The 22,250-nt window shown below is 35.1% G+C and carries 17 protein-coding genes, 2 pseudogenes, 1 riboswitch and 1 other annotated feature; of the genes and pseudogenes, 11 read left to right on the top strand and 8 right to left on the bottom strand.

Annotated features, from left to right (window positions below; genetic code table 11):
- Positions 1–8: 8 nt before the first annotated feature.
- From WAZ07_RS14945 to WAZ07_RS14935, 3 genes are all read right to left on the bottom strand, one after another.
- A complete protein-coding gene (locus tag WAZ07_RS14945) occupies positions 9–329 on the bottom strand; it encodes a YqfO family protein (RefSeq protein ID WP_336473104.1) in 321 nt (106 codons plus the stop codon).
- A gap of 46 nt (positions 330–375) precedes the next feature.
- Positions 376–786 carry a DUF5391 family protein gene (locus tag WAZ07_RS14940; RefSeq protein ID WP_336473103.1) on the bottom strand — a complete coding sequence of 137 codons (411 nt, stop codon included), beginning with the start codon at positions 784–786 and terminating at the stop codon, positions 376–378.
- Between the two features lie 134 nt (positions 787–920).
- Positions 921–2,108: an MDR family MFS transporter gene (locus WAZ07_RS14935; protein ID WP_336473102.1), complete on the bottom strand. Its 1,188-nt coding sequence runs from the start codon at positions 2,106–2,108 to the stop codon at positions 921–923.
- A 138-nt stretch (positions 2,109–2,246) separates the two neighbouring features.
- Here WAZ07_RS14935 and WAZ07_RS14930 point away from each other — a divergent pair, with 138 nt between their 5' ends.
- A complete protein-coding gene (locus tag WAZ07_RS14930) occupies positions 2,247–2,768 on the top strand; it encodes a CGNR zinc finger domain-containing protein (RefSeq protein WP_336473173.1) in 522 nt (173 codons plus the stop codon).
- 38 nt (positions 2,769–2,806) lie between these two features.
- Here the strand turns inward: WAZ07_RS14930 and WAZ07_RS14925 are convergent, their stop codons facing one another.
- From WAZ07_RS14925 to WAZ07_RS14915, 3 genes are all read right to left on the bottom strand, one after another.
- Positions 2,807–2,950, bottom strand: a complete 144-nt coding sequence (locus WAZ07_RS14925; RefSeq protein ID WP_090917286.1) for a hypothetical protein — start codon at positions 2,948–2,950, stop codon at positions 2,807–2,809.
- Between the two features lie 97 nt (positions 2,951–3,047).
- Positions 3,048–3,192: riboswitch (cyclic di-AMP (ydaO/yuaA leader) on the bottom strand.
- A 36-nt stretch (positions 3,193–3,228) separates the two neighbouring features.
- Entirely contained in the window at positions 3,229–3,681 is a 453-nt protein-coding gene (locus WAZ07_RS14920) for a GNAT family N-acetyltransferase (protein ID WP_090917284.1), read from the bottom strand.
- Between the two features lie 64 nt (positions 3,682–3,745).
- Entirely contained in the window at positions 3,746–4,900 is a 1,155-nt protein-coding gene (locus WAZ07_RS14915; protein WP_336473101.1) for a 1-deoxy-D-xylulose-5-phosphate reductoisomerase, read from the bottom strand.
- A gap of 140 nt (positions 4,901–5,040) precedes the next feature.
- Positions 5,041–5,254, top strand: a binding site (T-box leader).
- Between the two features lie 41 nt (positions 5,255–5,295).
- On the opposite strand from WAZ07_RS14915, the gene WAZ07_RS14910 reads away from it, so the two are divergent.
- Positions 5,296–6,282, top strand: coding sequence for a tryptophan--tRNA ligase (locus tag WAZ07_RS14910; RefSeq protein WP_336473100.1), 987 nt, complete (start codon positions 5,296–5,298; stop codon positions 6,280–6,282).
- 811 nt (positions 6,283–7,093) lie between these two features.
- Here the strand turns inward: WAZ07_RS14910 and WAZ07_RS14905 are convergent.
- Positions 7,094–7,384: a hypothetical protein gene (locus tag WAZ07_RS14905; protein ID WP_336473099.1), complete on the bottom strand. Its 291-nt coding sequence runs from the start codon at positions 7,382–7,384 to the stop codon at positions 7,094–7,096.
- Between the two features lie 917 nt (positions 7,385–8,301).
- Between WAZ07_RS14905 and WAZ07_RS14900 the strand changes: the two genes are divergently transcribed.
- From WAZ07_RS14900 to WAZ07_RS14875, 6 genes and pseudogenes are all read left to right on the top strand, one after another.
- Positions 8,302–8,940 (top strand): DUF3267 domain-containing protein, encoded by a 639-nt coding sequence (locus WAZ07_RS14900; RefSeq protein ID WP_336473098.1) that lies wholly within the window; start codon positions 8,302–8,304, stop codon positions 8,938–8,940.
- A 483-nt stretch (positions 8,941–9,423) separates the two neighbouring features.
- Positions 9,424–9,696: an HU family DNA-binding protein gene (locus tag WAZ07_RS14895; RefSeq protein ID WP_336473097.1), complete on the top strand. Its 273-nt coding sequence runs from the start codon at positions 9,424–9,426 to the stop codon at positions 9,694–9,696.
- 446 nt (positions 9,697–10,142) lie between these two features.
- On the top strand, positions 10,143–10,574 hold the full coding sequence (locus WAZ07_RS14890) for a hypothetical protein (RefSeq protein WP_336473096.1): 432 nt from the start codon (positions 10,143–10,145) through the stop codon (positions 10,572–10,574).
- A 265-nt stretch (positions 10,575–10,839) separates the two neighbouring features.
- Positions 10,840–14,463: a DNRLRE domain-containing protein gene (locus WAZ07_RS14885; RefSeq protein WP_336473172.1), complete on the top strand. Its 3,624-nt coding sequence runs from the start codon at positions 10,840–10,842 to the stop codon at positions 14,461–14,463.
- A pseudogene (locus WAZ07_RS14880) lies at positions 14,408–16,480 on the top strand (RHS repeat-associated core domain-containing protein); the annotation flags it as partial. The gene WAZ07_RS14885 and the pseudogene WAZ07_RS14880, both read left to right, overlap by 56 nt.
- 24 nt (positions 16,481–16,504) lie before the next feature.
- Positions 16,505–17,179, top strand: a complete 675-nt coding sequence (locus tag WAZ07_RS14875; RefSeq protein WP_336473094.1) for a hypothetical protein — start codon at positions 16,505–16,507, stop codon at positions 17,177–17,179.
- Between the two features lie 71 nt (positions 17,180–17,250).
- Here WAZ07_RS14875 and WAZ07_RS14870 read toward each other — a convergent pair.
- A pseudogene (locus WAZ07_RS14870) lies at positions 17,251–17,586 on the bottom strand (DDE-type integrase/transposase/recombinase); the annotation flags it as partial.
- 812 nt (positions 17,587–18,398) lie between these two features.
- Between WAZ07_RS14870 and WAZ07_RS14865 the strand changes: the two are divergent.
- The 3 genes from WAZ07_RS14865 to WAZ07_RS14855 all read left to right on the top strand — a co-directional run bounded on the left by WAZ07_RS14865 (position 18,399) and on the right by WAZ07_RS14855 (position 22,219).
- The gene (locus WAZ07_RS14865; protein WP_336473093.1) at positions 18,399–18,872 is read left to right on the top strand and encodes a hypothetical protein; all 474 of its coding nucleotides are present in this window, start codon (positions 18,399–18,401) and stop codon (positions 18,870–18,872) included.
- A gap of 584 nt (positions 18,873–19,456) precedes the next feature.
- Complete coding sequence (locus WAZ07_RS14860) at positions 19,457–20,158, top strand: DUF642 domain-containing protein (RefSeq protein WP_336473092.1); 702 nt, start codon at positions 19,457–19,459, stop codon at positions 20,156–20,158.
- 162 nt (positions 20,159–20,320) lie between these two features.
- Positions 20,321–22,219 (top strand): lectin-like domain-containing protein, encoded by a 1,899-nt coding sequence (locus WAZ07_RS14855; RefSeq protein ID WP_336473091.1) that lies wholly within the window; start codon positions 20,321–20,323, stop codon positions 22,217–22,219.
- The last annotated feature ends 31 nt before the right edge of the window (positions 22,220–22,250 follow it).

The following is a 22,250-nucleotide window of genomic DNA, read 5'->3' as shown; positions in this document are numbered from 1 at the left end:
TGTTTCACTTAGAACAATAATGGCAATACATGAATTATGGGTTCCTCATATGGATGAATGCTTTTGATAATACGTAACACTTCTTCAATTTTCTCATACAAACACCTAAATTCCATTTTATATTCAGTGCCAAAGCATATTTCACCTGTAGTACCGTTAAAAGGTTTTGCTCCTTCTAGTGGTCTCCAAGATCCTTTAACAAGTGAGTAAGAAATAACATGATCATACTTACCTACCGCTAAAATACCAATTTCGTTTAATCTATTTCTTAATGTTTCTATGCATTCCTCTGGTAATAACACCTCAACTTTTACAAATGTAATTTTCATTTTAGTAGCTCCTTAAAACAGGTTGTATTGTAAATAACTTGTTATATTAGATAAAGCGTTTTTGATGATTCGGCTTTGATGAGGAACGAAAAGCTATGAAATACCACATAACATTCACGATTAAAGTAGCTATGCAAAGTACTAGTAAAGTAGGGGATATCTCCATCGTTAAAATGACTACGAGTGTAGTCAGGCACATAAGAAGTCCAACTCCACAAAATACGGCCATAATGAGCTTCATGATGTGCACTCCGACTATATATAAAATTAAAGGCAGAATATAAAACGCAAGAACCATACCTATACTTACCCACATATTAAAAGTACCAAACTTATTGGCGTTAGGCCCGGAATCAGCAAGTGGAGAAAGTGAAGCCGCAATCAATAAAGAACAGAAGAATAACGCGGAAACTAAAGTCATGAAAATAATACGGGATTTGTTTGTTTCTTTTGTCATGATATGTTTCATTCCTTTCGAAGTAATTTATTGCCCCTTTATATTGTAACAAATATATGAATAAAAGGGTATTTTTGGTTGTGGTGTAGATTAACTTAACATATGTGAAAGTAAAACCAGAGTATGTAAAAATGTTACATACTCTGGTTTATATGCAATAGATTTTCATCTATTTTAACAGTTCGATTTAAAAAATGAAGAAGTGAAAATCCAACAATGCCTAAAAGACCAAAAATAATCCAAGGAAAACTCATATTTTGCCAATACTTCGTAAAGAAAGTTCCTGTATAGTTTCCGATAGTAAATCCAAGCGCTAGTGATAGCTGGAAGAAACCAAAATAGGTTGCTGTGTATTGTTCGTTACTAAAGTTTGCTACAGCAATATCGGCATTAGGTAATACAAGCGTTTCTCCAATCGTAAATAAAATGACACATACTAGTAGCCAATTTGGATGAAAAGAAAATGGGATAAGAAGAAAAGATAACCCCATTAGTAATACACCATACTTTACAAGAGAAAGTGCATGATATTTTTTGAAAAGATATTTAAATGCAATCATAAATAAAAAACCTGTAATGGCGTTTGTTGTAATGACGAGTCCTACTAAGTTTTGATCGTGGCTTATATTATTCATATGAAGTGGTAGTGCAACTGTAAGTTGTGTAAACATCGTATAAAAAAACACCATGATGAATGAAAAAGATAGAAAGTGTTTGTTTTGTCCGGCTGCTTTTATTCCTGTTAAAAGTTGTGTTTTATGCACAGTAACATGAAAGTGAGATCTAAGAAGAAAGAACAGGAATGCTAGAACGAACATGAGTGATCCGGTAAATATAAATGGATACATAGGATTCCATTGAAGTAGTATACTCCCTGCAATCGGCCCAATAATTGCTCCGCCGTTTAAAAAGAGATTTAGGTATGTAAAGGTATCTTTTCTTATATGAGCTGGTTGAGAACCAAAGACAGCGCGTGCAGAAGGTTCATAGAAAGCTGTTCCAAATCCAATGAATATTGTTGCAAGCATAATGGGGTGAAATCCAGAAAATATTCCTAAAGAAAGAAAACCAATACCTCGTAAAATCATTCCGGTTATCATCATGGTAATATAGCCAATCCGATCTGCAAGTATTCCCGTAAGTAATGGGAATATTCGAGAGGTAATCGTAAGGGCGGTTAAAATTGTACCAACTTGCATAGCGGAAAAATGTAAAAAATTAGATAAATAGATAGCTAAAAAAGCCATCACAGCAAAATGACCGAGCGTCATAAAAAAAGAAGAAAATAATACAAAACGAATAGGTAATGAAAAAGACCTCAAAGTATTCACTCCTTTTGTTAACCATCTAAAAATTATAACGGTTAACACTTTTATGTTATGATTATACTGAAAATAAGAGATAAAGTAAACTATGGAAAGTTGGTGGTGATTTTGAGTAACAACCAAACTGCACCAGAGATGTTAGAAAGTATAAGGGCGCTTTTAAATACATGGAGAATACCAAATGAGACGAGAGAACCAATTGATTTTTTTGAATCGGAAGAAGATATACATCAGTTTATGATTGAGCAGTGGAATGAAAAGCTTCCTTTTGCTTCAGTGAAAGAAGTGAAAAATTTCCGAGATACGATTCGTGAGGCAGTGGAGCAACAGAAGCCGTTACAGCCGTTGTTTGAAAAATATCCATTGCAAGTAATGATTGACGATGAATCAAACGGCATTACATATCAAGCAATTGGTGAGGAAAATTTATATACATTTATATTGCGGATTATTATCTCTGCCATTACAAACAAACAGTGGGGGAGATTAAAAGCTTGTCCAGATTGTAAATGGGTGTTTTACGATCAATCTCGTAACAGTAGTAAACGTTGGTGCGGTATGTACGCTGAAGGAGAAGGGGGACGAGCTTGCGGAACAATTGCAAAAGTAAAAAGGCATCGAGCGAAGAAAAAAGCGAGTTCAAGTTATATAAAATAGCGGAAGCATTGCAATAATGCAATGCTTCCGCTATTTTCTTACTTTCTATACTGAACAATATGTTGCATAAAATATTTATGTTGAATGCAACTTGCTGTTTTTATTGTATAATACGGACGGTGTTGTTCTAATTTTTCTCTTTGCTCCATTGTTTTCTTTTCATGGTCAGATATACGTAACATGAAAATCATCTCCTTTTATCTAACAATATACTTGTAGTAAATAAAAAACATATTGTTAGAGTTAAGGAGGAACGCTTTGTAGCATAAGTAAAAAGCACCTTCCTCTCTCAATACGCTTACGAGGTTAGCTGTCGGACTCGGAATGTGAGAGTATCCCTACTAAAAAAAGATTCGCCCCAAGTGGCAAATGCCACAGAAGTGGTTTCCCCGTTCCAAAAATTTGGATTAAGCGAAAGGTTATATAAATTAAATTAACATATTTATCCAAGTTAATCAATTTATTTTAGCTTTGTTAACTGTACAAGAACGAGACCGTCTGGTAATGTAATTTCTTTTGTTTCTATAAAATTATGTTTCTTATATAAAGAAAGTGCAGGCGTGTTTTTCTTACCGGTTTGTACAATATAGTTTGTTGTTTCTTCATGTAGTTGAAATAGGTGTTGCAATAGTGCTGTTGCAATTCCTCTATGAAAATATGTAGGGGAAACAACGAGACGATGAATATCAACAACAGCGTCCTCATATAGAAACGAAATAAATCCAGCTAACGTATTATCAATGAAGTATCCATAAAAGATTTCATTACAATTTTGAATATCAACAATCGTATCATATAATCGAGGAATTGAATCGTTTTGAATGTACTGTGCTTCAATTTTATATGCGGGAATTTGAACTTCTAAAATTTCCGCAGCTTCTTCAATAGAAGAAGGAGATAATTTTCGAATCAAATGAAGACCTCCTTTTATGAAAAGAGTGAGAACCTTATATTCTCACTCTTTCGTATCAGTATTTTTACATTTTTACAAGTAATTGATTAGCATATTGACGTGCCCATTGATCAGCTGCTAATACCTCTTCTAATGAAGGGTTTGCAATATTATGATGAGATTCTAGCGCAGAATAAATTGTTTTTTCAATGTCAAAAAACGAAATTTTATCTTGTAAATATAAAGCATTTGCAATTTCATTTGCAGCATTTAATACAGCCGGAGTTGTCCCACCAATTTTCCCAGATTCATAAGCATAGTGAAGGCAAGGGAATTTCTCTAAATTAGGTTTTTCAAAATGCAAGCTGCCAATTTCTAATAAATTTAATTTTTTAAAAGAAGATGCTAAACGCGATGGATAGTGGAATGCATATTGAATCGGCATACGCATATCAGGTGCCCCGAGCTGAGCCATAATAGAGCCATCTACAAACTCTACAAGAGAGTGAATAATGCTTTCTTTATGAATCATAACATCGATTTTTTCATAGGGAACGTCAAATAACCAACGTGCTTCCATTACTTCAAATCCTTTATTTAGTAATGTTGCAGAGTCAATTGTTAATTTTGCTCCCATGAGCCAGTTTGGATGTTTTAGTGCATCTTTCGCTTTGAGAAGTTTCATTTCTTCACGTGTTTTATCTCTAAATGCACCGCCAGACGCTGTTACAATTAACTTTTCAATTTCTTTATTATTTTCACCATTTAAGCATTGGAAAATAGCAGAATGCTCACTATCTACTGGAATAAGGCGACAATCATTTTTCTTTGCTAATTCTGTAACAATATGACCTGCTGCCACTAATGTTTCTTTATTTGCAATCGCAATGTCTTTTTTCGCTTTTAAGGCCTCAATTGTTGGAAGCAGTCCCGCTACACCAACGACGGAAGTTAAGACAAGGTTAGTGTTGGGATGCGTAGCAACTTCAATTAAGCCGTCTTCTCCGTATACAACTTTTGTTTGAGTAGAAATTCGTGAGCGCAGTGTATTTGCTAATTCTTTCGTGCTTACGCTTACAATGCGCGGCTGAAATGTTTGGATTTGTTGTTCTAGCATATCAATATTTTCATTTGCAGTTAAACCAATAATTTGAAAATGTTCTGGGTGAGCAGCAACTACATCTAGAGCTGATGTCCCAATCGAACCAGTTGATCCTAGAATTGAAATGTATTTTACCATAATAAATCCTCCGTAGTTGAATGAATCTTTTCCGTGAACTTATATATAATTAGCTAAAAAAAGGAAAATTCCTGCTTAATAAGACAGAAAGTTCTCTTTTATCTAAAAAAATATTGTGGTATAATAAGGGGAAAATAAAAGAAAAAGCGATGATAGAGAAGAGTACATATTTGGAACTTTATAGAGAGCTGATGGTTGGTGAAAATCAGTAAGGGAAAAATATAGAATGGGCTCTGGAGCTGCAAGCCGAATTGAGTAGGATTTGACGGTTGTTTCGACGTTATTCGAATCATAAAGAGAGCTATGTAATTGTAGCTAATAAAGGTGGTACCGCGGGAGTCCCTCGTCCTTGTTAGGATTGAGGGGCTTTTTTATATGGTAAAGGAGGAGTAGTTGTGAATAAAAAAGTTATGTTAACAGGAATTAAACCAACTGGACATCCGCATCTTGGAAACTATATTGGGGCAATTAAACCAGCCTTGCAACTTTCTAAACAAAGGGATAGAGAGGCGTTATATTTTATTGCCGATTATCATGCATTGAATGCCGTACAAGATCCAAGAAAGTTTCGTGAGTATACAAAGGAAGTAGCAGCGACATGGTTATCATTAGGCTTAGATGAACATGTAATTTTTTATCGTCAATCAGATGTACCAGAAATCTTAGAATTATACTGGATTTTAGCTTGTCTTACTCCGAAAGGCTTAATGAACCGCGCTCACGCTTACAAAGCAAAGGTTGATCAAAATATAGAAGCAGGAGTAGATGTAGATACGGGTGTAAACATGGGATTATATACGTATCCTATTTTAATGGCTGCCGATATTCTATTATTTCAATCAAACTATGTTCCAGTTGGAAAAGATCAAATTCAGCATGTAGAAATTGCGAGAGATATTGCTTCGTATTTTAATAATGCATTTGGGGAAATCTTTATATTGCCAGAGTATATCATTCAAGAAGAAGGAGCAATTGTACCAGGCCTTGATGGACGAAAAATGAGTAAAAGCTATGGAAATGTCATTCCATTATTTGAAGAGCCAGAAAAGCTGAAAAAACTTATTTTCAAAATAAAAACAGATTCTTCTTTACCAAGTGAACCGAAGGAACTTGAAACATTATTTATGCTGTATAAAGAATTTGCGACAGCTGAGGAAATCGAAAAGATGAAAGAGCGATACGCAACAGGCATTGGCTGGGGGGATGTAAAAAAAGAGCTATTCCGCGTCATCAATCGTGAGTTAGAAGAGCCAAGGAAGAAATATGAAATGTATATGAATGAACCGCATTTAGTTCAAGAAGCAATAGAAAAAGGAGCAGAGCGGGCAAGGGGAATTGCTAAGGTGAATTTAGCGGAAATAAAAAAACGGATTGGGTGTTAATGTAAAAACCACCCAATTGATTTGTTTCATTTATGTGTGGAGGGCGTTTATGACCTGCACAAAAGTGAGCATTATAGGTTAAAACAAAAGGGGAAAATATGGAGTGGGCTCTGGAGCCGCAAGCTGAATTGAGTAGGCTTTGACGGTTATTTCGACGTTATTCAAATCATAAAGAGAGCTATGCAATCGTAGCTAATAAAGGTGGTACCACGGGAGTCCCTCGTCCTTTTTAGGATTGAGGGGCTTTTTTATATGTAAAAGGAGCAATAGTTGCGAATAAAAAAGTTATGTTAATAGGAATTAAACCAACTGGACATCCGCATCTTGAAAACTTATATTGGGGAAATTAAACCAGTAAAATGCTATACCTTTGAAGGAAACATAATTTTTGGTTGATTAACTTAGGAATGCTTAAAAAAAGAAGTCCCGGGGTATACGGGACTTCTACGGGTAATGTGTCAAGTAATGGCGTGCTCGACTGAGTAAATTTAACATGAATTTTCAAAAAAATATATTGGTAAATGTGTCCAATTTAAAGGTGCGTATTTGCGCTAAAAAAGAGGTCTCGTTAATATACGAGACCTAAAATGCAATGCTGACATGTAAAAACCTATGCTATGCAACTTTAACATGATTTTTCGAGAAATAGCATTAGTAAATATAGCTAATTTGTTTTGAAAAAAGAGCAGATAACCTTCGCTATCTGCTCAGCCTCAAGGGAAGTGGAGACTAAGGTATCTACAGTGTTAACGGAACATTGAAGTTTATTCACATGAAACAGAATTAGTATATGTATAAATTGTAAGATGAATTAGATAAAAAATAACATAATTGTAGTATAGCAAGATAAAACTGAGATGATAGAAAACAAGTTTTTGAGTTTTCGGTGCTCCTTTTCATCTTCGGTAGCAAAAGAAATATATTTTTTTATTCCAGATGTTAATATCCACACACCAAATATTAATCCTAATATACCAACAAAAATCTGAAGAATTGGGAATGTAGTGGCATTCAAGACAAGTGAAAGTAAAGTTTTAATTGATAAATAACACAATGTTGTTAAAAGAGAAGCATATATGATAGCGATAATCCATTTATTCATTTTTCACCCTCCTTTTGGGATAATGGTAAATTTATGTAATTTAGAACGTTGTATCATGGTTTACCTTTGGTTGTATGCATGATTAAAAGTCAACAAAATAATCCTTTTATAGAATGGAGATTTAAGTATGGGAAAGAGTCAACGAGATAAAGGTACAAGACGTGAACGTGAATTTGTTAGTTTGATAGGAGGGGGCTTGTGTGCCACCCTCTGGTGCGATAGAGGGATACATCTAGTGATGTGAATGAAAGGATTAGGTCTTGAGTGGGAAGTAAAGGCGAGAAGCTACTCAAAAAGATTATGATTCATTCTAAAGAGTTGTATCGCCAACATTTTGGAAAAACCCCACGCTAAGCGATTTTTGACATAAAAATAAGTAATTTTAATAACGCTAAGAGCATGCAGGATCTTATACAGTTTTTCGGCTAATCCAATAACAAACGGGAACCTGAAAACCCGCACCATTGCGGTAATGTATAAAATCCTGCAAATTTTATAATATCCGAGAGTAAGAGAATCCCATGGTATAAAAGGATTCCTGACGATATCCAACTTTTTATAATGAGACGTTATGTTAACCTCACATGTATAGGATATACAACCTAAATTACACAACGTATCATTCTTCTCGGATGGTATAATAAGGGAAAAGGGGGAGGCTTAATGAATTTTCTCATACAAGTTTTTGATACTATACTCAATATACTGTATACGTTTTTTTCAAAGGGAATTTGGATAGTTCTGTTCTTCTTTTTCTTGAATAAGTTATACCAGAACCAAAGATTGGCGGCAACATCACGTGTAATAACTGCCATTCTTCTTGGACTTTATCTCTTATATCTTATTTTAAGGCCACTATACCACTCTTTTTGATAGAAAGGGGGTTTGCTGTTTATTTTATAAAAGGAGTGAAAAACATGGCGAAAATAAGAAATAGTGTACCAAAGGGGGATAAGACCTTAGATATAAGACTCACACAAGATGGTTGGACTCGAATGAAAGAACCTAAAAAATTTGTCAACGCTCTTTTGCTGTCCGTTCCTTTTATGATTATAAATGCACTTATTTCGATAGGGACAATCAATATTTTTTCTGATATATCCTTACGTGAGTTTGGATTAACAACAGAGGGGGTATTCATAACCATCGACTTAGTATCCCTACTTCTCATTATTTTTCTTGTAATCCTTCACGAGTTAATTCATTTAATCTTTATACCTAATTTCATTAAATCAGAAAAAACATGGATTGGACTCACTCTCTTTGGAGGATTTGTTGCAACAGAAGAAGAGATTTCAAAACCAAGATTTGTGCTTATTACAATCGCTCCTTTTTTTATCATTTCAATCCTAACACCGCTTCTATTAAGTGTTTTCGGTGCATTGACAACAACTTTAAAATGTTTAATATTGTTGAACTCAATGGCATCATCAGTAGATATGCTTACACTTCTACTAATATTAAAACAAGTACCTCCAAATAGTATTTTAAGAAATAACGGATCGAAGACATACTGGAAATGCACAAAAGTTAAATCACAAACACTTGAACTATAATGACACAAAAAACTTTTACGAGACTATATATATTATTTTCTGTTTAACTTCCGAGAACGAATTTTACGTCAACTAGCACCTCTTGAGGAGCTAGTTGTTTTTTTATAGTAGCAAAGATGATATTTCACTTTTGGAAACTGTCTTAGCGTATAAAATCTGCATTTGGCCGTCAGTCCCTCAATAGGTCATGGTTAGAAATAAAAGTAAGCCTATGACTATTTTTACACGTATCTCGGCTGTACCCCTCTAATTCATAAATTCATTTTTGTATTATCTCCTTACAGGGATTTAACCTATATAGGTTAAATATTCAAGTGATTTTATAGATTTTTTCCTTATTCTTCGACAAATAGATACTAGTAAGATGTGTTATGTTGTATAGATTATATCGGTAAGTTACATTTCACCATCATAAGTTTGTACATTGACAGTAAAAACGTTATAATTACAACCTACATAAACACAGCTTTTGGAGGTATACATATGAATAAAACAGAACTGATTAAAAAGGTTGCTGAACAAACAGCTCTATCTCAAAAAGACGTAGCAACATGTCTACAAACAATATTCGAACAAATCACACATACTTTACAAAACGGAGAATCGGTACAATTGATTGGATTTGGTACATTTGAGGTGCGAGAACGCTCTGCACGTACAGGACGTAATCCACAAACTGGAGAAGAAATACAGTTACCAGCAACGAAAGTGCCTGCTTTTAAAGCTGGGAAACAGCTGAAAGAAGCAGTGAAGTAAATGCTAAATACCTGTTCAAAGGGATAGAATATACATACAAAAATAGAAAACCACTTTTTCCTAGCTTCTATTGCCATGAAAAAGTGGTTTTCTTACAGATTGATTCATAAAAAAGCAGTTATGTTATATGAAGTATGCACCATAAGTTTGATTTCATAATTTACTATGATGTTTTTGTGAAAAGCAGGCTCACTATGATGAGTCTGCCTTTTTTTCGTAATTGAAATGTTTATAAAATTATTAGTACACAAGGTGAAATATCTTCTTACATGTACGTTTATTTTACTAAAAGATAGAGTAGTTGAGAATACATTTTTAACAACTGTCAGTAAATATTCAAAAAGTAACGTCCAATATTTCCCTATCAATATAACAGTCTTTACATTATATATCCTCTCTTTATATTCTTCTTTGTAAGATTTATAACAGAATAACGAGGTGAATGTATGAAAAGGGAAAAACGAAAAAGGCGATGGTATCGCTATGTGATCCAACTTATCGTGATGGCGTTAATTGTATCCTCTATTCCAATAGAGACAATTGCTGAAACGATGAACAATGACAAACCAGTGCAAGAAAGCGAGATTTCTTCTACCGGGCAAGCAAAGGAAACGACTGAACAGAAGCAAACATCAGACGAAAAACCTACTGAAGTGGTAGAAGAACGAACCGAACACGAAAAAGTGTTTGATAACAAGAATGGAACATTTACAAAGAAAGTCTATACAGAGCCTATACATACCGAAAAAAATGGGAAGTTAGAAGAGATTCAACCAGAGCTTGTTACAAAGACTACAGAAACGATTGAGACAAAAACAACAAAGTTAAAAACCAACGTTTCAAAAAAGGTTAGAACAGAAAGAATATGCAACCTTTGAAGTAGATGGTCATAAAGTTACCTATAAATTAATAGGGGCAAAGGGTGAGAAGGAACAACTCCAACCATCTGAGGTTACAGCTACTTATGAAAAAAATAAGGTTTGGTATAAAAATATTTTTCCAAACATTGATTTACGTACCATTACGTTTAATGACAAAGTAAAAGAAGATATTGTTCTGAATGAATATACAGGGCATCATATCTTTACCTTCCAATTACAAACCACATTGACACCGAAGTTACAAGAAGACGGTTCTATTTTGATGATAGATGATAAGCAAAAGACGGTATTTACATTGCCAAAACCGTTTATGACAGATTCCAATGTACATCCTGAATCGAATGAAGCACCAATTTCAGAAGAGGTAAAGTATACGTTAGAGAAACAAGAAGACAATACATACAATGTAACCGTGACAGCGGATCCGAAATGGCTGGAGGCTCCTGAGCGCAAATATCCGGTTTATATTGATCCTTCCATTGCGATGGAAAGTTTCCAAGAAGCTTACGTATCGAGTGCGTATCCAAATAACAATTATTCAAGGTGGGTACTTTGGGATGAAAATCTGCAAGCTCATACGTTAAAAGTAGGCTATTTTGACAATACAACTGGCTATAATTTTGCATATATTAAGCCGGAAATTTCCAGTTTAAAAGGCGCAATTGTACAGGATGCAAAGTTTTATGCTTATGCAGCGTGGCATTATTATGCAAATAGTCCAAATGAAGTTTGGTTAGATGAAGTCAAAGATGACTGGGATTATATTACGATGAACTGGGAGACAAAACCGTGGTCCCAAGAAATCGCAGTTACGAATGTCGGCCGAAATCAATGGGCAGAGTTTAATGTTACAGATACAGTGAGAGCTTGGCTCAGCGGCGAGAGACCGAACTATGGATTTAAGCTGCATCCGAACGGGCGAGGGCAAACGCATTGGAAAAAGTTTATTGCGGCTTATAACGGAGGAGAGGCAGCACCGCATTTAGAAATTACGTATTCGTATCCAAAGCCGAATAAACCGCGTTTATCAGCTTATTCAAACGGCATGGGAAGCGGCACAGGACATATAAATGTGAGCTGGGATGCGGTACCAGGAGCAATTGGCTATCGAGTAGGTATTTTTGACGGGGAAAATTATAACTATTATCACGTTGGGAATACGACATGGTGGTCAACAAAAGATAAAAAAATCTGGCCGAGTCAAGAGGATGTAAACCGTGGCTGGAATGAACTCCATTTTGACGGATTAGGCGGAGAATTTCCAACGAGTCCTTCTCAGTTATATCAAAATAATGGTTCTCAAGAACAAAGTAATGATAAACATGCTTACAAAGTAAAAGTTGTAGCGGAGTACCCTCATGATGAAGTGAGTCCAGAGTCAGATGAAGAAAAGGTATTTATACCGCTAGAGGCACCGAAACAACCAAGATCGAATGTTTTTGCCAATTTGACAGGTTCTCAATCGGGATACATTGAGCTGAACTGGGATCAACTTCCTGGTGCTACAGGTTATCGCGTCATTTTTTATAATGGAAAGAATCATGATGTATTTGATGTTGGAAATGTGACGAAGTGGTCTACACAAGGAAAGAAAATGTATCCAACGGCAGATGAATTAAAAAGTGGTCGTTACCAATTCCACACGGATGGAATGGGAGAAGAACTTGCGCTAAACCCTTCGCAGCTGTATCAAAATGCAGGGGATTTTAGAAGCGATAAGTACTGGGTCCATATTCAAGCCTACAGTAATATCGGGCATGCTGAAAGTACGTATTCTCCAGATTACGGTATTAAAATGACAGAACCAACAGAGATTTTTGGTTTAAAAGATTATATTGCTTCTGTTGATGTCATCGGTGGTAAAGTAAATGCGACAAACGGGAACTTTGTCATGGATGAATCGGACTTCACCTTAACAGGCCGCGGCCCTGACTTACGCATCGACCGCGTATACAACAGTAACAGCACAGAACAAGGTGTATTAGGAAAAGGCTGGACAAGTTCTTTTGATGAAAAAGTACAGGAGCAGCCAAATGGGGACCTGCACTTCATTTATGAAGATCGTGCAGTCGATCGTTTTGAAAAAGTAGGAGACAATTCCTACAAAGCGCCGCCGGGTGTGTTTTTAGAAATGAAGAAAATAGATACTGGATATACGGTTACTGATAAAGATCAAACGGTATCAGAATATGATAAACAAGGCCATTTAACAAAGGTAAAAGACGAACATGGTAATACGCTTACGTATCGCTATGAAAATGATCGTGTTGTAGAAATTACAAACGCTTCTAACCGTACATTGTCTTTACAGTATAATACAGACGGGCTATTAACAAAGCTTGTCGGCCCTGAGAATCGTACAGTTACGTATGAGTATAAAGATGGCCAGTTAGTGGGTGTAACAACACCGAGAGGAAAACAATATCGATACGGTTATGAAAATGGGAAACTACGTTATACGTATGACCCAAAGCATACAGAAGAAAATCCGTATAAAACTACGTACACGTATGAAAATAATCGTCTAGTTGGCGTGACAGATGCACTTGGAAAGGAAACAAAGCTTTCGTATAATCAAGAATTACGCGAAGTGACTGTTACAGATCCAAAGCAAGTGAAAGATGTCCATCAATATAATCTTGCGGGAAACCCAGCAAAAACAATTGTAGATGCAGACGGATTAAAATTAACGACAACCTATGAATACGAAACAAATAACCTAACGAAAAAAACAGATCCAAAAGACCAAGGAAAACGCGTTTCCGAAAGTTATACGTATGATAGTAAAGGAAACGTAACATCTGCGACGGACGCAATTGGGACAGAAAAATATGAATATAATCAAAATAATGATGTAACAAAAGTAACAGATGCAGAGGATAAAGCGACGTCTGTAACATATAACGGTGCCAATGCCGTTTCGGAAACAGACTATCAAGCGAAAACGTCATCTGTGACGCAGTATGATTCTTATGGAAATCCGATTCGCGGCAGTTTAGAACTAGCGCCGGGTGGCAACTTATTACGAAATCCTGCTTTTGAAGCAGGTGGTGATCGCTGGGAACTGCGCGGATGGAACGATGGCGGAAAAAATGAAATAGATGGAACAGTTCGCGTGCCAGAGTTAGGACAAATATCCTCTTTGCGTATGGAAACGAAAGCGACTACTGGAGATTGGGGAGCAACCATTGCGAGCCAAAAAGTAACAGTTGATCCAAAACGTCCCTATATTTTTAGTGGTTGGATAAAAACAAAGGATTTAGTAAAGGCGAGTGCGTATTTTCATATCGTTGAGCTAGATGAAAATGGAAATCGTGTAGGAACGACATTCTCCAACTATCATAGCAAAGTAAATGGCACAACCGATTGGACAAAACGACAAGTACCAATTGTGACTTCTGAAAAAACACATGAGTTGTTAATTGAGTTATTTACGGATCATGCGGATACAAGTGGAAGTGGAACAGCATGGTTTGACAGTTTACAGCTAGAAGAAGGACCAGTTGCTTCTTCCTTTAATCCTGTACCTAACCCAAGTTTTGAATACTATGGAGACAAACTAGAAGGTTGGCATACATGGCAAAACGTACCGAGAGATAATATAGGGGAAGGGTTTGGAGGACATTCAGCGCTTGTGATGGAACGGAAGGGTCCAACTGATCCAAATCCAGATCTGCATTATCGTCAAGAAATTACGATAAATCAAGGTCAAGCAAAAGACATTACAGTTACCGCAATGTCAAAAGCGGAAAACGTCAAGCACAGCAGTACATCTCAGCCAAACAATGGATATTCTGTTTGGATCTATGCCGAACATGAAGGCGGAACACAATCAATTAACAAAAACAACACTCGCAAATGGTACGTCTGTTTCATACAGTTATGATGATAATGGAAACACAACAGAGAAATTGGTGACAGCCGGCGGAAAAACGCAAAAGAACATCTTCGAGTATGATGTGGATAACAAACTAACGGTCTTCCAAGATGCGTTATCTCGAAAAATTTTACACGAATATGATGCAAATGCGAACCGAACGAAAACAACTCTGTCAACAAATACTGTGTTAGAATGGGAGTACGACGCGGCAAACCGAGCGATTAAAGCGAAACGAAACGGAAAAGATGCATTCTCCTATGCATATGATGAGAACGGAAATGAGACAAAAGTAACGGACCATGTAAATGGTATCATACGTGAAAAAGCATATGACGAAGGCAATCGTATCATCAGTATGACAGATCGCGGCGGCAGCGTAAAATGGTCGTATCAACCAAAATCTCATAAACTAAAAGATACAACAATCAATCATGGTTCTTACAATAACACAACAAACTATGAATATAACGCCTTAAATCAAAATACGAAAGTAACTGACAGCGGAAAAACATTCTATTTTGATTACGACGAATTTGGAAGCGTCGTTCGTTATCAAGCCGGTAATGACACAGCGGCTCAATTTACGTATGACCATACAAAGAAACTGACAAACTTACAAATTGGTACAAAAGATTCACAGCGTATTTTAGAAGAATCGTATACGTATGATGCAACAAGCAACCGTACCGCAATCGAACGCAAAGTCGGTGACAAAACTGAAAAAACAACATACGCATATGACGCTATTAACCAATTAACAAAAGAAACTTTGCCAAATGGTACAAGTAAGGAATACAGCTATGACGGCTTTGGAAACCGCATAGGCATACAAGTAACAGAAGCAGGAAAAGCAGCCGTATCGACAACAGCCGTATTTAACGATGGCAACCAATTAACGAAATTTGGCAACGAATCCCTAACGTATGACGCAAATGGAAACCGTACATCCGATGCAAAATACAAATACACATGGAACGAAGCAGACCAACTTGTAGCCATCACAAAGCAAGGGGAAAGCACACCATTTGCGACATATAAATACGATGACGATGGACGTCGCATTGAAAAAACAGTAGATGGTACAACGACACGTTACCACTACGACGGTGACAGCATCAACCCATTATACGAAACAGACGGAAGTGGAAACGTTCTCCGTCAATATGTATACTCTGTAGATGGCATCCGCCTTGCGATGAAATCCCAAGGCCAAACGGTATATTACCACTACAATCCACGCGGCGACGTCATTGCAATGACAGATGAAAATGGACAAGTCGTAGCAACCTATGAATACGATGCATGGGGTAATGTTTTAAAGAGTGACGCAAAAGGTATTGCCGCAGAGAATCCATTTGGCTATGCGGGATATATGTATGATAAAGAAATCAACATGTATTACTTAGTTGCTCGTTACTACCAACCAGAGCATGGTGTATTTTTATCGGTAGACCCAGACCCAGGTGATGAGGATGACCCATTGACACAGAATGGGTATACGTATGCAGGGAATAATCCTGTAATGATGGTAGATCCGGATGGACATTGGTTCATGTTAGCCGTTAATGCGGGTTTTGCAATTCATGATGGGTATAAAGCATATAAGTCTGGTGCTAGTTGGAAAGGCGTTGCGGCAGCAGGGCTCGTAGGATTTGTTGGTGGAAGTAGGGTTAAAGCAGTAGGTAAGGCTGCTTCTTTGATAAAAAAAATTAATGGAAATAGCCTTTTAAGCAGAAAAGCTAATCATGGCTATGAAATTTATAAAAAAGTTAATGGACAAAAACAAGTAGTGAAAGTTGGAATTAGCGGTGGGCGTATAAGTAAAGCAGGATATTCTTATAGAGCAACTAGACAAGCTAATAAATGGACCAAAAAATCTGGAGAACAGTATTATACTCGAGTTGTAAAGAAAAATATGACAAGGAAACGAGCTTTAAAGTGGGAACAGGGTCATGTAAATAGAGTTGCAAAAGCAGGAGGGAATTTTAAGAGTAAGTATCACAGAAGACCACTTCCTTGGTAGTAAAAGTAAAAAGGAGTGATATATTTGTTAGATATTAAGTTTTATGATTGGGGAAAGAACCGACCTAAAAAGCATTATAATCGATTACATGAAATGAGAATTTTTGAGTTGATTTTTGTGAAAAAGTTAAGTGAATTTGAAATGGGATTGAATGGTATACAAGGCATTGAGATTTATTGTTTAGCAAATCCTAATAAAGATATCTCGTATGAATTAAAAGATACCCTAGGAGAAATACGTATATCTGTTCCGTATGACTATATGTGTTTTTTAAATAAAGAATCAACGGAAGAGAAATATCAACATTTTTGTGAGTTGGTTCGTCTTTATGTTGTACCTGCTATTGAAAAATATTCAACTTTATCATTATCTGTTATTTTAGCTTATGTAGAAGAAGCTCTACACGAAATTAAAAAACAAAATTACGAAGGAATATTTTTGATTGGGAAAACTCCAAGGAAAAGCCCAAACCGTAAAAAACTTGCTATATTGAAAGGTATTCATCGATCGGAAGGTTTTCAGTTAAGATGCGAAGTTTATAATGAAAAAGGGCTCAGAATAATTAATCAATTACTGGTAGAAGAGGTAGGTAATGAGGTCGTATATTCTAGATTTCTAGGAACTTTAAAGTGGGAAAACGAAAATTTAATTGTAGTTAAATCAAAAACAAGTAGTTGGACAGTTGAGGTACACGTTTAATAATTTAATTACATGGTTCTGTTGCAAAGTTTGAAAAAAGCATAAACAGGTTGGTAAATGAGGAACAATGTTTAGGAAGTAGCTAATAATTGTTGAAGTTCATTGTATGTTGAAAAGGCGGAGTCTCTTTGAAGACTTCGCCTTTGTTTATATAAGGCATGAATGGTCTCGATACCTTTTATTGTACGTGAAGCATGACGAAGATTTTGAAATCCTGCGGATTTGGCAAAACGTCTCTTTACATGCCTATGATCCTGTTCAATAAGATTGTTTAAATGTTTGATTGTACAATGGATTGTCTTTTGATAAAATCCTTGTTTTCTTAATTTGTTAAATGCACAAAGTAATGCCGGTGCTTTGTCTGTAGTGAGAACCGTTGGTTCTCCAAAATTTTTTAATGACAGTTTACATTTTATTGTATCTAAAATGTTATTTAAAGATTATTTAGTAAATAATGTTCCTGCTATTTATCTTGTAGATTCAAAAAATTATTTAATAAATATGCCTAAAACACATCACTCGCATGGATTAATGATTCATCTAAATTATCACTTAAAAAACACCCTGCTTGTAGATGAAAATACAATTTAAAGAAATAACTAATATTAAAGGACATCATATATATTAAGAAGCGAAAAAAGTTAAATTACTGTGAATTATAGGTTTTGGATGAATTTTCTTCCACAGCCTATTTTTGTGTCTGAGTCTTTTTACTAACGTTGGACATTAGATGAAAAGAAGTTAAAGTTCTCATTTTGAGAAAAAAATCGTTCTCTATTTATTTTATTAATTTATTTAACACTGATACTCATTAATTATTTTAGATAAATTTGTTTGAAGTAGTAGGTAGAGAAAAGGATACAAGTTGGCGCATCATGTTGTTAATATTTAGGTTTTTAACGATTGTTGGGTAACAAGGTAACATGTTGCCATATGAAATATTTGAGGGGAGTATAAATGCATAGAACGAAACAATGAGTAAACTAAAATAAGTGAACTATTATATAAAGTGCATCTTTTAAAACTGGATTAAATTTCGAGGTTCCAAAGGATTAAAGTTATTTATTGATATATAAAGAAAAAATATTATAAATATTGGTGCTTAATTTTGTGATATTGGGAATTTTGTATTTAATTTTCTATGCTTTTCTATTACATATTACTTTTTGATTTAGGGCATAGTAACTTAGATAGAACGTTTTGCTTTGGAGGTCGAAGGATGATCAGAAACATAACGTTTGTACTTTTCTGCATTTTTTATTTTATATTTAATGGTAATTTTATTGCTGAGGCTGCTGTATTTAGCGAATTACCTTTAACGAAAGCTTCTGAACGATGGAATGTCGAAATTAGAGAAGCTAAAAATGAGCCTAAAATTTCAAAAGCAAAGAAGGGTGTATATGATGTATATACTCTTAACGTCAAGAGTCTTGAAAAAACCGCTTATAATGTTCAAATTGAGGTATATCGAAATGATAAAGATTCATCTACATTACATGAGATAGTTGGTAGTCCAAGGCATAATTCCAATATTTCTACCGTGGGAGAGTTTTTCTACTCTAACCTTCCTGTAGCTGTAAAAGCAGAAGGGATTACTATAATTATTACATGGCAAGAAGAACCGTATCATACGTTAAAAGATGGACGGAAAATTGATGCAAGAAAACACAAAGAAATATTTGTGTTTAATTAAAAATGAAAATTATCAAAGTAAAACCTCTTTGAATATATAAAGAGGTTTTACACTTTGTTGAAAAAAGGAGAGTGTATTGCTACTTATTAACCTATATAAGGGGTCCCGCCAACCAAATGACATAAAACCCACGATAAGACATTTTTTGGAAAATAAAAACCGGATTTTTCTTCGCTAAGCAAATTCCGCAAAAAAAAAGCTGCTTTTCTTTATGCTAGGCGTAAAACTCATTAAATAAGTTATCTATTACTTAATCAGTAATATGAGTCAGCAATAGGTGTTGCAAAAATCAACATATATGCAACATACATGGAAAAGTAAATTTCTGTTACAAAAACCAGTGCTTTTGGTAATCAACAAGCCATTTTTTGTGAATGTTATGACGGACTAGAACAAGAACCCTGTGATTACCCCTTATAGAAGACACATGAAGCGCTCAGCCAATTACAAAACAAATTCTTTTTGTTCATTTATAATTTCAATAACTATATTTCTCAACCTATTTTATAAGATTTAACTTTTGGATAATTACATAAAATGGTATTTTAATTATGCTGTTTAATATTTTTTAAGGGGGATACGTAATGAACAATATTGTAAAAATTGATAATCAAAATTTGATTATCAATGGTGACTTCGAACAGAATTTTACAGGATGGCAGGTGGAAGGTCTATCAGGAGAGCAAAAGATTATTGATTCTGGTGTAAATAAACTTTTACAACTTAGTTCATTAGGACGAGTCTCTCAGGAAGTCACAATTATGCCAAATAAAACTTATACACTAAGTTTCAATACACAAGCTCTTTATGTAGGCGGGAAATCAAATGTGACAGTAGGTACAAATAATACAGGAAATTTATTTGATGAGCATTATGAAAATAATCAAATGGAATCCAAAGAAATTATCTTTAAGGCTGGCTCAAATGATTCTTTACTTAAATTGACTTTACACTGTAGTGGTGGAGAAGCAAGATTTGATAATATAGTTGTAATACAGGATATTCCAACAGTAAGTAGTGCCTATGTATATAATGGGGGCTACGTTGCAATCAATTTCGCTTCACCTTTAAGTGATCAAACTACATTTACAATGTATGTAAACGGAGAAAGAAGAAAGTCTATGATATTTGATATTGGACGCAAATATTGGCGTGGTGATGTTTCATTTTGGGGAGGTACTTGGGCAGAAGCTAAAGATTCTAACACAAGATTTACATTAAAAACTATGATTGGTGATACAGAACAAACTTTAGTTGAATTTAATGGTGTTAGCCCATCAAAATAAAAACGAATATGTAATTGTTATATAAATTGTATATTTCAGATGGAATGGTGTTTTACAAAATACTAAATTGTAATTTTATTTCTTTACCAGTAAATCTTCAATGGAAAAAAGGTTGGTTTTACGCACAATATTCAATTAATCTTTTATGAAGGGAAGAGAAATATGAATTCTAAATCTACCATCGAAAAAGAGGTACAAAAGAGTCAATATCTTGATATCCGTAACATATGTAGCATAAATGGTTCTGCAAAATTTGATTCTAATACTAACATTACAACTTTAACTGAAGCGATAAATTCTCAAGCAGGTGCAATTGCTGGGAAAACCGCGCTAGATATGAGACATGATTTTACTCTCGTAGCAGATATATACCTAGGGTCTAAAAGTAGTGGGGCTGATGGTATTGCTATAGCGTTTCATAGAGGATCAATTGGTTTTATTGGTAGCATGGGTGGAGGCTTAGGAATTCTAGGAGCGCCAAATGGGATAGGATTTGAAATAGATACGTATTGGAAAGCATCTTCAGATGAAACAGGTGATTCATTTGGGCATGGTCAAATGAATGGACCACATGCAGGTTTTGTAAGCACAAATCGAAATGCAAGCTACTTAACAGCTTTAGCTCCTATGCAAAGAATCCCTGCACCTAACGGCAAATGGAGAGTTTTAACTATTAATTGGGATGCGCGTAACAATAAATTAACAGCAAGGCTTCAAGAGAAAAGTAATGATGCTTCTACGAGTTCAGCTAGTCCAAGATATCAAACATGGGAGTTATTAAATCCTGCATTTGATTTAAATCAAAAATACACTTTTGTTATTGGCTCAGCTACAGGGGCTGCTAATAACAAGCATCAAATCGGAGTTACTTTGTTCGAAGCATATTTTACAAAACCAACTATAGAAGCGAATCCTGTTGATATTGAAGCAGGTACAGCATTTGACCCATTAAACTATGAGCCAATTGGTCTGAAGGCTACGGATGAAATAGATGGAGACATAACAGATAAAATTACAGTAGAATTTAATGACGTGGATACATCTAAACCAGGTGCATATCGTGTAACATATAAAGTGGTAAATAGTTATGGGGAAAGCGATGAAACAACAATAGAAGTTGTAGTATATACGAAACCAACTATAGCTGCACACGATGTAGCAATAAAAAAAGACTTAGCATTTGATCCATTAAACTATGAACCAATTGGTCTTAAAGCTACAGATCCGATAGATGGAGACATAACAGATAAAGTTACAGTAGAATCTAATAATGTAGATACTTCGAAACCAGGTAAATACCATGTCACATATAAAGTAGTAAATAGTTATGAAAAAAGCGATGAAACAACAATAGAAGTTGTAGTATATACGAAACCAACTATAGAAGCATATGATGTTGAGATCAAAAAAGATACAGTATTTGATCCACTAAATTATGAACCAATTAGACTCAAAGCAACCGATCCAATTGATGGAGATATAACAGATAAAGTTACAGTAGAATCTAATAATGTAGATACTTCGAAACCAGGTGAATATCATGTCACGTATAAAGTAGTAAATAGCTATGAAGAAAGTGATGAAAAATCAATTCTTGTTACGGTACCTGTTATTGATGATGGATGGGAGAATGGTGATCCAAAGGGATGGAAATTCTTCTCTGGTGAATCTATTACTCTAGAAGAAGATGAAGAAAATGCTCTTAATGGAAAATGGGTATTTTATTCAGATAAACATGTAGCTATATACAAACAAGTGGAGTTGGAAAACAATATCCCTTATCAAATTACAGTATATGTTAAACCAGAAGATGAAGGAACTGTGGCACACCATATTGTTAAAGTATCTTTAAAATCTGATCCTGCTAGTGGAGAAAGTGAAGAAATTTTAAATACAAGGTTACTTGGTGCAGAGCAGATACAAAAAGGATACAGAAAGTTAACAAGTAATCCATTTACACCAACAACAATTGAACCCTACAAAAAGCCAATAATAGTTATTGAAAACTTTTTAGCAGGATGGATAGGTGGAATTAAAATAATTGTAGAGCCTACAAAGTAAGAATTGTAAAGTTTATTTAGTAATAGACGGA

Origin of the sequence: Bacillus bruguierae, from assembly GCF_037104725.1 — a bacterium.
GTDB classification, from domain to species: domain Bacteria; phylum Bacillota; class Bacilli; order Bacillales; family Bacillaceae_G; genus Bacillus_A; species Bacillus_A bruguierae.
This window is presented reverse-complemented; position numbering and strand designations above follow the sequence as displayed.